Source organism: Streptomyces rapamycinicus NRRL 5491, from assembly GCF_024298965.1.
GTDB lineage: Bacteria > Actinomycetota > Actinomycetes > Streptomycetales > Streptomycetaceae > Streptomyces > Streptomyces rapamycinicus.
The window spans coordinates 137134-149993 of record NZ_CP085193.1 but is presented as its reverse complement, the minus strand read 5'-3'; the positions used below and the strand labels follow the sequence as shown (position 1 = coordinate 149993).

Sequence of the window (12860 nt, the reverse complement as noted above, 5' to 3'; positions counted from 1 at the left end):
TATGCTTGGTTTTTTAGATCATGTAGCCGAGGACCCTCTGATATTTGTGCCTGACGACGACAGTGAAGAGCAGCGAGGGAGGAGAACAGAGTCCCTCGATGCCTTTCTTGAGTCCCAAGGGGAGGCTCGGGAGGCATTCGTTTCGCAGGGTGGCGTCGTTCAGGCGGTGTATCCGGGTTGATGGGGCTTCAGGAGCTGGGGCAGGACTGCGGGGTGGTCGCCGGGGCTGATGTGGAGGCAGGCACGACTTCCGGTGATCATGAGGTGTCGAGTCCCTGATCACCACGACGGAAGACCGTGCCTGCCCGCTCATCCTTGCTCATCCCGGGCCCTCTGGGCCAACTCACCGACGCCGCACCGACCTCCCCCGATGATCTCCCCGGCCTGCTGACCTGCCTGGCTCAGGTGCCCGATCCCCGGCGGGGCCAGGGCCGACGCCACCCGCTGGTCTTCGTCCTGTCCCTGGCCGCGTGCGCGGTCCTGGCCGGAGCGAAGTCCCTGGCCGCGATCGCGGAGTGGGCCGCCGACGCCCCGCCGCACGTCCTGGCCAGGCTCGGTGGCCCGTGCCGGGAGCCGGACTGCGGCCCCGTCGCCCCGGCCGAGGCCACCGTGCGCCGTATCCTCCAGCACATCGACGGCGACGCGCTGGATACGGCCGTCGGAAGGTGGCTCGCCGGGCGCGAACGCGCCGCCGGCCAGGAGGAGAACGACAGCGACCGGCCCCTGCCCTCCCTCGCCGTGGACGGCAAGACCGTGCGCGGTGCCCGCCGCACCGACGGCACCCAGGTCCACCTGCTCGCCGCGATGACCGGGACCGGCCTGGTCACCGCCCAGCGCGAGGTGGACGGGAAAACCAACGAGATCACCGTCTTCCAGCCCCTGCTCGCCCCGCTCGACCTGCACGGCACGGTGGTCACCTTCGACGCCCTCCACTCGCAGACCGCCCACGCGCGCTTCCTCGTCGAGGACAAGCACGCCCACTACATCGCGCTGATCAAAGGCAACCAGCCCACCTTGCACCGGTGGCTGAAGGCCCTGCCATGGCGGGAAGTGCCACTCCTGGACAAGACGCGGGCCACCGCGCACGGCCGCGACGAGATCCGCCGGGTCAAGGCCGCCGACGTCACCGGGATCGCGTTCCCACACGCGGTGCAGGCCGTCCAGATCGTGCGCCGCCGACGGATCGTCACCAACGGCAAGGTCACCCTGAAACGCGTCTACGGGGTGACCGACCTGACCGCAAAACAGGCCGACGCAACCGAGATCGCCCGCCGCGTCCGCGACCACTGGGGCATCGAGAACAAGATCCACCACGTCAGGGACACCACGTACACCGAGGACGCCTCCCGCGTACGCACCGGCACCGCTCCGCGTGCCATGGCATCCCTGCGCAACCTGGCCATCGGCGCTCTCCGACTCGCCGAACAGACGAACATCGCCGCTGGACTCCGCCACCACACCCGCGACGCCAACCGTCCACTGATCACCCTCGGCATCACGTGATCAACCAGGACACGTCACCTGAACGACGCGACCCTGACCTCGGATCTGGCTATCGCATCCACGAGATCGAGAGCCGTTGCCGCATGCCCATGCACATCGACACGACGTTGCTCTTGCTCTCGCCCGGCAAGGTATTGGTCAATCCTGAATACATCGACGTCAACCGACTGCCCGACGTCCTGAGCTCGTGGGACATCCTGATCGCCCCCGAGCCCAACCCGATCGACGAGCGCTTGCTCAAGATCACCTCGATGTGCGGCAAGTGGCTCAGCATGAATATTCTCATGATCGACGAAAAACGGGTGATCGCGGAGCGACACCATACCGATATGCTGCGCGCGCTCGAAAAATGGGGGTTCGAGCCGATCCCGTGCGACCTGCTGCACTACGCGCCGTTCGGCGGCTCATTCCACTGCGCGACGCTCGATGTCCGGCGTCGCGGCACGCTCGAATCCTATTTCCGTTGATCGGCCCACCGATGGCGAATGCCAAAGGCCCAGGCATGGCGCCTTGATCCACCAGTGCATACCAGGCGGCTTCCAGGGCCGCGGTCATGTCAACAGGACCCACTGGCCTGGACCCCACCAGCAAGGGGCAGGCACTGCTGGACCATGCGCTCGAAGATCACCCGGAACGCCCGACGGCATCACCCTCAGTTGCGCCGTACGTGACAGGCCCGGTCGGGGGTGACCATCTACGGGCGCGGGCGACAAGCCGGACCTGCTGGGGCAGACTTTCACAAGAGGCGGAATCTCGCCCTCCCCGCCCGTGTAAGGGGCCTTTCGTGCTCGATGTGCCGATGTGGCTGTGGGCGGCGTTCGCCGTCACCGTGATCGTTTCGTTGGCTGTGGACCTGCTGGCGCACCGGGAGGCGCACATCATCGGGTTCAAGGAAGCCGCCACCTGGAGTGGGGTGTGGGTCGGTCTGGCCCTGATCTTCGGGGTGGTCATTTTCCTGGTTCTGGGCACGACGCCGGGGGTGGAGTACACCACCGCGTGGCTGCTGGAGAAGAGCCTGTCGGTCGACAACCTGTTCGTCTTCGCGCTGATCTTCGCCTACTTCAAGGTGCCGCGCGCCTACCAGCACCGCGTGCTGTTCTTCGGCGTTGCGGGCGCGCTGGTGTTCCGAGGCATCTTCCTGGCCGCCGGAGTGGCCGTGGTCAGCCGGTTCACCGCGGTGCTGTTCGCCTTCGCAGCCGTCCTCTTCTACAGCACCTACAAGATCCTCAAGGAGGAAGAGGACAGCTTCGACCCGGGCAAGAGCATCGCCGTGCGGCTGCTGCGCAAGGTCATGCCTGTTCGGGATGAGTACGCCGGGATGAAGTTCTTCGTCACAGAGGCCGGCAAACGCGTCGCCACCCCGCTGCTCGCGGTCGTCACCGCGATCGAGGCAGCCGACCTGATCTTCGCCGTGGACAGCGTGCCCGCCGTTCTCGCGGTCAGCGACGACGCCTTCATCGTCTACACCAGCAACGCCTTCGCCATCCTCGGCCTGCGCGCCCTGTACTTCCTGCTCGCCGGACTCCTGGACCGGTTCCACTACCTCAGCAAGGGCCTTGCGCTGATCCTCTCCTTCATCGGCGTGAAGCTGATCCTTCAGGCGTCCCACAAGGTGTTCAGCCGCGACATCCCGGAGATTCCGTCACCGGTCAGCCTGGCGGTCATCGTCATGGTCCTGGCAGTGTCCGTCATACTGAGCATTCGGCGCCCCCGCCCGACCGCCCAGGAAGAGGCCGCTCCGGCCGTACGGGAGGAGAGCGACGTTGCCTCGGGCCCGACGGGTGAAAAGCCCACTGCGCGGGAGACACGGAAGACGGACGATCCGCCGCAGGACAGCTGAGCTGCCTGCACCTTCCTATACGGCATCCCGAACCCGTCTCACCCGGCTTTCTCCATCATCGTCACCGGATCGGCCGCGGTTCCGGCCCGAGGCCCGCACCACCCCCTCTTCGTAAAAACTCCTCCATTTCATGGCAAAATGATCTATTCTGCATATATGCACAGCATCGAGCGTGGGACGGCACCAGAGACCGGACGGATATGCCCTACCTGCCACCACCCGGTGACCGAGAAGATCACGCGTTACAAAACCATGGGAATCTTCGTTCCTCTATGGAAGCCGGGCACCTGCCACAACCCGATCTGCCCGAAGCACGCACAAGGAGACGAGAGCCCAAGAAGCAGCGGAGCGAAGCCGTAACCCTGCGGGGGCCGATGAAGCATCCGCACAACTCACCGCGACCTGGCCGCGCGCGGGTGCCATCGTCGCCTTCGGCTACGTCCGATCCACAGCGGCCGCCGAGTCACTGAGCTGGAGGACCCGCGCCGGTGGCGGCACCGGTCGAGAGCTTCCGGGCCGACCCGACCGCCGACGCGAGTCTGCCGCCCACGCGTGTGCTGGACCTGATCTACGACGACGGCCTGGCCTGGCCATCCTGATCGGCGTACCAGGGCACCGCGCCGGGACGCCCGGAGTGGCCGACAACGCCGCTTTCCGGCCTTCCTCGGCCCTGCGGTCCGGGCACTGTACGAGGATGACTGGGACCGCATCGCGGCCGGCCCTGTGGAGGAAGACATAGCCGGTCCCGCTCGTGTTCTTGCGGCCGCCCGGCCCAGGGTTTTGTGGGCGCCGCCATCGGGGATGCGGCCGAGTTTCTTCACGTCGATGTGGATGTGGCGATGGGCGGCCGGTCCGCCGGCCGCCGGAGCCAGCAGCCATCGTCCGGCCTCTTGGTTGTGCAGCAAGGCGGCGAAGCAGGCGGGAGAGTCGAAGCGGGGCAGGCAGAGCCAGTCGATGGAGCCGTCGCGGGCTACCAGCGCGGCGGTGTGCAGGTCGCCCACCAGGGCGTAGTCCTCGATGGCCGCGGCCATGGGCACTCCCGTGAGGTTGGCTGCTCGGGGGCGGCGGACGTCGCGGCACCTCGGCGCGGGAGTGTCTGACTTGTTGAATCGACCGCAGGCGCTCGGTCTGCAGCCGTAGCGTCCAGGGTGCCGGTCGGCACGGGCTCGTGTAGTGTCTTGCCGCCCTGCGGGCTGGCTCATGATCAGCGTGCCGCCGCCGTCCGGCACCCGCGCGGTGTGGCTCGACAGAGGCATGAATGTGTGTGACTGCTACTTCAAGTCAGAGTGCCCACCGCACATTTCTGCCCGTCAGCCGTCAGCCGTCAGCCGTCAGCCGCCAGCCGCCAGCCGCCAGCCGCCAGGTCAGGATGCCCATGATCATCATCGGGATCGATCCCCACAAGTCCTCGCACACCGCAGTCGCTGTCGATGCAGCAGGCCACAAGGTTGGTCAGCGGCGGTTCATCGTCAACTCCGGGACCTTCGGGCGGCTTCTGCACCGGTGCGCGCAGTGGCCGGAGCGCCGGTTCGCGGTCGAAGGCGCCAGCGGTCTCGGCCGGTCGCTTGCTCAGCAACTGGCGGCCACGGGCGAGGATGTCGTTGACGTGCCTTCCACCTTGTCGGCCAGGGCTCGTCTCCTGGCCACCGGCGGGGACCGGAAGACCGACCCCGCAGACGCTCTTCACGTGGCCCAGGTCGCGCTCTTACTGACTTCGGCGTCTCGGGGTCATCTGTGTCGGGGCTGGTGACGCGGTCCATGCGAGCTGGTACGCCGGAGGCATGCGGTATCCGGACGGAGGCGGGCTGACCGCCGAGCAGCGCAGGCGCCGGGAAGAGGTACGGATGCGGGCCGTTGACCTCTTCGAGGAGGGCGTGGAAGTCCCGTGCATCGCCCGGGAGTTACCGGTGAGCGAGAAGTCGGTCTACCAGTGGCGCCGCGCCTGGAGGACGGGCGGACGCGAGTCGCTGCGCTCCAAGGGCCCCTGCGGCTACGACTGCCGGCTCGGCCCCCACCTGCGGGCCAGGCTCGCGACCTGGCTCGAGGAGGGGCCGGCCGCACACGGCTGGGCGGACGACCAGGTGTGGACCGCCGCCCGGGTACGCACACTGATCGGGCGGAAGCTCCACCTCTCCTACAGCGTCTCCGGGGTCACCCGGCTGCTGCACCGCATGGGCTACAGCGTGCAGATGCCCGCCCGGCCCGCCGCCGAGCGCGACGAGGACGCGATCACCACGTGGCGGGAGGTGACCTGGCAGGAGGTAAAACCACCAGGGCGGCGACCGGCGCGTTCATCTGCTTCGAGGACGAAGCGGGCGTGACCGGCCGGCCGCCCAAGGGCCGCACCTGGGGCCGGCGCGGCATCACCCCCAGGGTCAAGGTGTCCGGCCGCGGCCGGGGACGGCTCTCGGTGGCCGGGCTGCTGTGCTACCGGCCCGGCCTGCCCGCCCGCCTGTGCTACCGACTGCGCCGGCACACCGGCCGCAAAGGCGAGCGCCGCTCGCTCGGCGAGAGCGACTACATCCACCTGCTCGACGGCGCCCACCAACTGCTCAAGGCCCCGCTGATCGTGGTGTGGGACCGGCTGAGCACCCACATCTCCAAGACGATGAAGGCACTCGTGGCCGAGCGGGACTGGCTGACGGTGTTCCTGCTGCCCGGATACGCGCCCGAACTCAACCCGGTCGAGGGTCTGTGGGCGCACATCAAACGCAGCCTGGCCAACCTCGCCGCGCGCAACCTCAGCGAGCTGGAGACACTACTCCGCAGGCGACTCAAGGCGCTCCAGTACCGGCGCGGCGTCCTCGGCGGATTCCTCGCCGGGACGGGCCTCGCTCTCGACAGACCGAACTGACCCTAATACGCCGAAGTCAGTAACGGTAGTTCGTTAAATCCGGTGGTGGTGTGGGTTGACGGCCGGTCGGGTTGGTCGTAGGCCGGTGGTAGGAGTCAACTGCCTTGCTGGGGGCTGAAGATGACCGCTCGCCGTCCGTGTCCGCCTGCGCCGGGGCCGTTGGAGGACTACGCGGCCCGGTTCGACGACCTCTTCGTGCGCCACGAGGCGCTACTTGACCGCGCGGCGGTGAAAGTCCGCCGCCGTGACCTTGTCGCAGCAAGGCCACGAAGCTGAGGACAGCCTGACCCGGGAGTCGCCGGGAGGGGCGGAAAGCAGTCCTGACAACGCCGGGACGCTCCGGAACTACCAGACGGGGCGGGTCCCAGGGTCGCGTCGTTCAGGTGACGTGTCCTGGTTGATCACGTGATGCCGAGGGTGATCAGTGGACGGTTGGCGTCGCGGGTGTGGTGGCGGAGTCCAGCGGCGATGTTCGTCTGTTCGGCGAGTCGGAGAGCGCCGATGGCCAGGTTGCGCAGGGATGCCATGGCACGCGGAGCGGTGCCGGTGCGTACGCGGGAGGCGTCCTCGGTGTACGTGGTGTCCCTGACGTGGTGGATCTTGTTCTCGATGCCCCAGTGGTCGCGGACGCGGCGGGCGATCTCGGTTGCGTCGGCCTGTTTTGCGGTCAGGTCGGTCACCCCGTAGACGCGTTTCAGGGTGACCTTGCCGTTGGTGACGATCCGTCGGCGGCGCACGATCTGGACGGCCTGCACCGCGTGTGGGAACGCGATCCCGGTGACGTCGGCGGCCTTGACCCGGCGGATCTCGTCGCGGCCGTGCGCGGTGGCCCGCGTCTTGTCCAGGAGTGGCACTTCCCGCCATGGCAGGGCCTTCAGCCACCGGTGCAAGGTGGGCTGGTTGCCTTTGATCAGCGCGATGTAGTGGGCGTGCTTGTCCTCGACGAGGAAGCGCGCGTGGGCGGTCTGCGAGTGGAGGGCGTCGAAGGTGACCACCGTGCCGTGCAGGTCGAGCGGGGCGAGCAGGGGCTGGAAGACGGTGATCTCGTTGGTTTTCCCGTCCACCTCGCGCTGGGCGGTGACCAGGCCGGTCCCGGTCATCGCGGCGAGCAGGTGGACCTGGGTGCCGTCGGTGCGGCGGGCACCGCGCACGGTCTTGCCGTCCACGGCGAGGGAGGGCAGGGGCCGGTCGCTGTCGTTCTCCTCCTGGCCGGCGGCGCGTTCGCGCCTGGCGAGCCACCTTCCGACGGCCGTATCCAGCGCGTCGCCGTCGATGTGCTGGAGGATCCGGCGCACGGTGGCCTCGGCCGGGGCGACGGGGCCGCAGTCCGGCTCCCGGCACGGGCCACCGAGCCTGGCCAGGACGTGCGGCGGGGCGTCGGCGGCCCACTCCGCGATCGCGGCCAGGGACTTCGCTCCGGCCAGGACCGCGCACGCGGCCAGGGACAGGACGAAGACCAGCGGGTGGCGTCGGCCCTGGCCCCGCCGGGGATCGGGCACCTGAGCCAGGCAGGTCAGCAGGCCGGGGAGATCATCGGGGGAGGTCGGTGCGGCGTCGGTGAGTTGGCCCAGAGGGCCCGGGATGAGCAAGGATGAGCGGGCAGGCACGGTCTTCCGTCGTGGTGATCAGGGACTCGACACCTCATGATCACCGGAAGTCGTGCCTGCCTCCACATCAGCCCCGGCGACCACCCCGCAGTCCTGCCCCAGCTCCTGAAGCCCCATCAACCCGGATACACCGCCTGAACGACGCCACCCTGATTCGTTTCGGCGGCTCACATAGTTGTTGCAGCGCCTCCAGAGGAGGGGTGAGCGGTTCCGTCTCAACGCCCGCGCAAAGTGCAGGAGTAAAGGGGGTGGTGGGGCACCGGTCGGCGCCGGTTTCCTCGGCCAGCTCGGGGTGGCGCCCTTCCGGGCCAGGCGCCTGCTCATCAGGGTGATGGCCGCCCAGGTGATCAGTGTCTCGGAGTGCTGGACCAGCCGTTCGCGGAGTCGGTGTGATCGGCACGCCGGACGACGCGATCGAGCAGATCCGGCGGCTTCAGGAGGTGAGCGGCGGGGGCTTCGGCACGTACCTGATCATGGGCAACGAATGGGCGCGGTTCGATGCGACGAAGCACTCATGCGAACTCTTCACCGAACACGTCATGCCCGTTTTCCAGAACCAGAACACCCGACTGCGGGCGAGCGAGCGATGGACCCGCGGCCACCACGACGACCTGCACGCTGGTCAGACGGCCGCACTCCGGGCGGCGAGCGACAAGCACGCCGCCGAACAGGAAGCGAAATGCCTGGCGACCGACTAGATTGCGGACTGCCAGGTCAGCGGGCGAGCCCGGTCATCGGCCAGCACATGGATTTGCTGGTCAGTCCGCCTCGCGAGGTCCCAGCGCCTCCCGCTCATCCGCCTCCACACGCACACCGCCCCCTTTGCGGAAAGTCCGGCCGAGGGCCCCGGCCGCGTGCTGATGCGCCCGACAGGAGGTGGAGTCGATATTCACCGCCCATTCCCGCCCGCGCTGCCCGGTCTCCGTTCCGACTGCCCTGGCCAGCGCCCCGTCGGGATTGGACGCGTCCGCCTCGATCTGCAACTCCGCCAGGATCTGATACCAAGTGCCCTCGGCCGACCAGCGGCGATGCCACTCGTAGACGGTCTGCCAGGGACCGTACCGCTCAGGAAGGCCCGGCCAGGGCACGCCGGTACGGGCCCGGAACAGCACCCCGTCGATCACTCTGCGGTGATCCGGCCCACTGCCCGCCTGGCTTCCCGTTGGCGGGCAGTAAGGCTCGATCTTCTACCACTGCGCGTCCATGAGCTCATGTCGCCGCGCCATAAGGCGCACCTGCCCAAGGGACGGCGCTCTCTCCACCCGTCACAGATCCCATGACGGGAGCGGCATCCCAGCGGGGCGGGAGTTCTTCAACATGAACACTCCAACGCCCGTCGGGACTCCGTCTGTTACGCGCGCGGTCGTCGCCGAGTCACGGCACCAGGACTGCACGGCCCTGGATGCCGCCGGACTCGAGCCGGGAGAATGCCTCGTCGGCTTCGATGAGAGGGAAGACCGTTGTGTCGATCTCGAGTCGGCCCTGCCGGGCCAGGCCGACGAGTTGCGCGAGTTCGTTGCGGGTACCCCAGCTCGGGACGGTGATACGGGTGTCGGGCGGGAGCGTGCCGGGCTTGCGCACCCGGAGTTCACCTCCGCCACCGCCGACAAGCACCAGGTCCGCGGCGGTGGACAGTAGGCGCGCCGAGGTCTCGACGTGGGACGGCGCCACGACGAAGTCGAGCACGGCGTCCGCTCCGTTCCTCGATGAAAGATTTCGCACCACTTTGTCGAGTTCGGTGGTCGCGTCGAGGACGTGGTGGGCGCCGCAGCGGACCGCGAGATCGCGAGCCTCCGGCCGGATGTCGACGGCGACGATCGTCGCCGGCGTCAGTGCGCGCAGCAGCTGGACTGCGAGATGCCCCAACCCGCCTACACCCACCACGACGGCCAGTGCCCCGTCCGCGTCCAGCGAACGGCACATCGAGATGGCGTGCAGGGAAGTCAGCGCGGCATCGGTCAGCGGCGCCGCACTGACCGGGTCCAGGCCGTCGGCGGGCACGAGCCTGCGTGCCTGGGTCACGAGCAGGGAGGCCATGCCGCCGTCCACCCCGAGCCCGACGCCGGATGCCGTGGCGGGCTTCCGCGGGCAGAGGTTCTCGTCGCCGTCGGTGCATGTGTGACACTCCCCGCAGCCGAGTGGCCCGTGCACGACGACCTGCTGCCCGGGGGAGAGGCCTGTCACCCCGGAACCGAGTTGCACGACTTCGGCGCACACCTCGTGGCCGAGGGTGTAAGGCATGCGCCAGGTGGTTCCGGCTACCCCGGACCGTACGTTGAGGTCTGAGTGGCAGACCCCGACGGCCAGCACCTTCAGCAGGGCCTCGGTGGGACCCGGTTCTGGTTCGGCGACCTCGACGAGACGGGTGTCCCCGGGGCCGCACAGACGGTAGGCGAGCATCGTCTTCCTCCAGATAGCGGATCAGATCGGCTGAGCGAGTCCGCGCGCCACCGCGGCGAGGAACTCGGCGCGGTGGCGGCGGGAGACCGCCGCCGACAGCAGCGTGGACGAGCGGTGGAAGGTGCCGGGGTACGCGTGCAGCTCGACACTGACGCCCGCCCGTAGCAAGCGGGCGGCGAAGTCGAGGCCCTCGTCCCTGAGCGGATCGAGCTCGGCCACCGTCAGATACGTGGGCGGGAACCCGGACAGGTCCTCGGCCCTGGTCGGTGCGGCGTACGGTGAGATGGTTGAGGCTGTTCCCAGATAGTGCCGCCAGGAGAGTTCGGCATACGAACGGCGCCAGACCGGGGTCGCGGTGAAGGCGCGCATGGAGGCTGTCGTCAGTCGGTCGTCGAGCTCCGGCGACTCGACGGCGAGAAACCGGACGCCGATTTCGCCCTGGTCGCGGGCGAGCATCGTCGTTGCCACGGCGAGCCCGCCCCCCGCGCTCTGCCCGCCGATACCCAGACGTGATGTGTCGACCTCGAATGCGTCCGCGTCGGCCCAGATTCGATGGAGGAGGGCGTAGCAGTCCTCGAGTCCGGCAGGGAACGGATGCTCTGGCGCAAGTCGGTACTCGGGTGACACCACGAGGGCGCCGGTATGGGCGGCGAGCTCGGCGCAGAACGAAGCCTCGAGCATCGCGGAGCCGACCGCGAAGCCGCCGCCGTGCAGCCACAGCATCAGCGGCGACCGTCCACGCGCGGCCTTCGGCCGGAACCTCAGGAAGGGGACCTCGCCGCCCGAATCGTGCTCTTCGATCGCGACTTCCCACCGGCGCTCCAACTCCACGAGCGCGGCGCGCTGGGTGTCGGCGGCGGCGCCGAGTACGGCACGTGCTCCGGCGAGATCGGTGAAGTCGACGGCCGGGAGAGCGGACAGGGCGGTGACGAGTTCCCGGTCCATCGTCGGGAAATGGTTGCCGACCGTGGCCGCCAGGGGTGTCGTACTCATCGGTGCCGCTGCACCACCTTGGTTTCGAGGTAGGCGGCGAGGCCTTCGGGACCGCCCTTGCGGCCGATCCCCGAACGTTTGAACCCGCCGAACGGCTGGCCTGGACAGGTGCCATAGCCGTTGATGTGCACCTGGCCGACCCGCATCTGACTCGCGATCCGCTCAGCCCGCTCCGAGTCGGTGGTGAAGACCGAGCCGACCAGGCCGTAGGTGGAGTCGTTGGCGATCTTCACCGCCTCGTCGTCGTCTTCGTAGGACAGCACGCAAAGTACCGGGCCGAAGATCTCCTCCTGGGCTATGCGCATCCCGGGCTCGACGCCGTCGAAGATCGTCGGCTCGATGAACCAGCCTCGGTCCAGCCCCTTGGGCCTACTACCGCCGAGCGCGACCCGTGCGCCCTCTTCGCGCCCGATCCGGAGGTAGTCTTCGATACGGTCGCGCTGGCGTTTCATGGTCAGAGGGCCGAGATCCGTGGCAGGGTCCATCGGGTCGCCGACCGTGAGCGCGGCGGCCTCGGCGACGATGCGGTCGAGAAACTCATCGTGTCGGCTGCGGGGCACGAGGATACGAGTCTGCGCGCTGCAGACCTGGCCGGAATTGCCCATGCCGGCCCTGACCAGGGTGCCGGCCAAGGCGTCGAGGTCTGCGTCATCGCAGACAATCGCGGGGCCCTTGCCGCCGAGTTCGAGCGTGACCCGGACCATCCGCTGCGCAGCTGACGCCATGATCGAGGTGCCGACGGCCGTGCTGCCCGTGAAGGCGATCTTGTCGACCTCGGGCCGCTCTACGAGGTATGCGCCCAGGTCTCCGTCGCCGGGGAGGATACTCACCACGCCAGGTGGCAGGTCGGCCGCGGCGACGGCCTCGGCCAGGACCTGCGTGGACAGGGGTGCCTCCGACGCGGGCTTGAGCACGATCGGGCAACCCGCCGTGAGCGCGGGGGCGATCATGAAGGAGATCCCGGCCACCGGCGCGTTCCAAGGAGAGATCCCGAGGGCGACTCCGACGGGCTCCTGGCGGACGGTCACTTCGGAGCCGAGCCACCGCCGCTGCTCGGTGAAGTGCTCGTCGGTCGCCATCTCCGCGTACGCCCTCAGGATCGTGTCGGTCACGAAGCCGAGCGCCGGGCTGGTGCTGATCGGCACTCCGGTCTCAAGTGTGTAGAGCAGGGCCGACTCGTCCTTGCGCTCCGCCAGGGCGTCGGCCAGCCGGATCAGAGCGCGGCCGCGTTCGACGGGGGCCATGCGTGGCCAGGGGCCATCGTCGAAGGCCGCACGGGCAGCGCGCAGCGCGAGGTCCGCCTCGGACCGGGTCACCCGTGGGATCGAGCCGATGACCTCTTCGGAGTACGGGGAGATCACCTCGATCCGTTCGTCGGACCTGGCAGGTGTCAGTTGCGATCCGATGAGGAGTTCGGCCCGGTGCAGGCTTGCTGCCTCCACGGCCGCTGTTCCGTTCCGGTAGACCGTGGGGTCCCCTGTGGTCACCATGCCCCCGTTCGTCGTCGAGTGGGCGTCCTTGAAAAACACACGAAACATAGTGATATTTATAAAAGATCTGAGAGTCAAGGGTGAATCGACACTCGATCGGTTCGGTGTGCGGAGCGGTTGCCTCTATGTGTTCCGCTGGGCTTGATGAGCGCCGCCGCGAGGAACTGGGGGGT

At 68.4% G+C, this 12860-nt stretch carries 10 protein-coding genes and 3 pseudogenes; 6 read left to right on the top strand and 7 right to left on the bottom strand.

What is annotated here, in order from left to right:
• Positions 1-297 precede the first annotated feature (297 nt).
• The 3 genes and pseudogenes from LIV37_RS00510 to LIV37_RS00500 all read left to right on the top strand — a co-directional run bounded on the left by LIV37_RS00510 (position 298) and on the right by LIV37_RS00500 (position 3343).
• Positions 298-1503 carry an ISAs1 family transposase gene (locus tag LIV37_RS00510; protein ID WP_121825982.1) on the top strand — a complete coding sequence of 402 codons (1206 nt, stop codon included), beginning with the start codon at positions 298-300 and terminating at the stop codon, positions 1501-1503.
• A gap of 38 nt (positions 1504-1541) precedes the next feature.
• Positions 1542-1970: pseudogene (locus LIV37_RS00505) on the top strand (amidinotransferase); the annotation flags it as partial.
• A gap of 317 nt (positions 1971-2287) precedes the next feature.
• Entirely contained in the window at positions 2288-3343 is a 1056-nt protein-coding gene (locus LIV37_RS00500) for a TerC family protein (RefSeq protein WP_020865166.1), read from the top strand.
• Positions 3344-4051: 708 nt separating this feature from the next.
• Here LIV37_RS00500 and LIV37_RS00490 read toward each other — a convergent pair.
• Positions 4052-4176: pseudogene (locus LIV37_RS00490) on the bottom strand (IS481 family transposase); the annotation flags it as partial.
• A gap of 78 nt (positions 4177-4254) precedes the next feature.
• Positions 4255-4374, bottom strand: a pseudogene (locus tag LIV37_RS53025) (trehalase-like domain-containing protein); the annotation flags it as partial.
• A 344-nt stretch (positions 4375-4718) separates the two neighbouring features.
• On the opposite strand from LIV37_RS53025, the gene LIV37_RS00480 reads away from it, so the two are divergent.
• Entirely contained in the window at positions 4719-5093 is a 375-nt protein-coding gene (locus tag LIV37_RS00480) for an IS110 family transposase (RefSeq protein WP_020865164.1), read from the top strand.
• 31 nt (positions 5094-5124) lie between these two features.
• Positions 5125-6197, top strand: a protein-coding gene (locus LIV37_RS52380) for an IS630 family transposase (protein ID WP_420834366.1) whose coding sequence is annotated in 2 segments (ribosomal slippage) — positions 5125-5611 and positions 5611-6197 — 1074 coding nt in all. Because the reading frame shifts where the segments join, the coding sequence is not laid out codon by codon here.
• A 401-nt stretch (positions 6198-6598) separates the two neighbouring features.
• Here the strand turns inward: LIV37_RS52380 and LIV37_RS00465 are convergent.
• Positions 6599-7804, bottom strand: coding sequence for an ISAs1 family transposase (locus LIV37_RS00465; protein WP_121825984.1), 1206 nt, complete (start codon positions 7802-7804; stop codon positions 6599-6601).
• A gap of 389 nt (positions 7805-8193) precedes the next feature.
• On the opposite strand from LIV37_RS00465, the gene LIV37_RS00455 reads away from it, so the two are divergent.
• The gene (locus tag LIV37_RS00455; RefSeq protein ID WP_121825985.1) at positions 8194-8502 is read left to right on the top strand and encodes a hypothetical protein; all 309 of its coding nucleotides are present in this window, start codon (positions 8194-8196) and stop codon (positions 8500-8502) included.
• Positions 8503-8562: 60 nt separating this feature from the next.
• Here the strand turns inward: LIV37_RS00455 and LIV37_RS00450 are convergent, their stop codons facing one another.
• The 4 genes from LIV37_RS00450 to LIV37_RS00435 all read right to left on the bottom strand — a co-directional run bounded on the left by LIV37_RS00450 (position 8563) and on the right by LIV37_RS00435 (position 12765).
• Positions 8563-8988, bottom strand: a complete 426-nt coding sequence (locus LIV37_RS00450) for a transposase (RefSeq protein ID WP_420834382.1) — start codon at positions 8986-8988, stop codon at positions 8563-8565.
• A gap of 190 nt (positions 8989-9178) precedes the next feature.
• Entirely contained in the window at positions 9179-10204 is a 1026-nt protein-coding gene (locus LIV37_RS00445; protein ID WP_020865159.1) for an alcohol dehydrogenase catalytic domain-containing protein, read from the bottom strand.
• A 21-nt stretch (positions 10205-10225) separates the two neighbouring features.
• Complete coding sequence (locus tag LIV37_RS00440) at positions 10226-11197, bottom strand: alpha/beta hydrolase (RefSeq protein ID WP_020865158.1); 972 nt, start codon at positions 11195-11197, stop codon at positions 10226-10228.
• Positions 11194-12765 (bottom strand): aldehyde dehydrogenase, encoded by a 1572-nt coding sequence (locus tag LIV37_RS00435; protein ID WP_243146435.1) that lies wholly within the window; start codon positions 12763-12765, stop codon positions 11194-11196. The genes LIV37_RS00440 and LIV37_RS00435 overlap by 4 nt, the downstream gene beginning before the upstream one ends.
• Between the last annotated feature and the right edge of the window lie 95 nt (positions 12766-12860).

Bases quoted from the DNA above. Each gene is read 5' to 3' on its own strand.
- LIV37_RS00480 (WP_020865164.1), top strand. From the start codon at position 4,719: ATGATCATCATCGGGATCGATCCCCACAAGTCCTCGCACACCGCAGTC.
- LIV37_RS00445 (WP_020865159.1), bottom strand. From the start codon at position 10,204: ATGCTCGCCTACCGTCTGTGCGGCCCCGGGGACACCCGTCTCGTCGAG.
- LIV37_RS00440 (WP_020865158.1), bottom strand. From the start codon at position 11,197: ATGAGTACGACACCCCTGGCGGCCACGGTCGGCAACCATTTCCCGACG.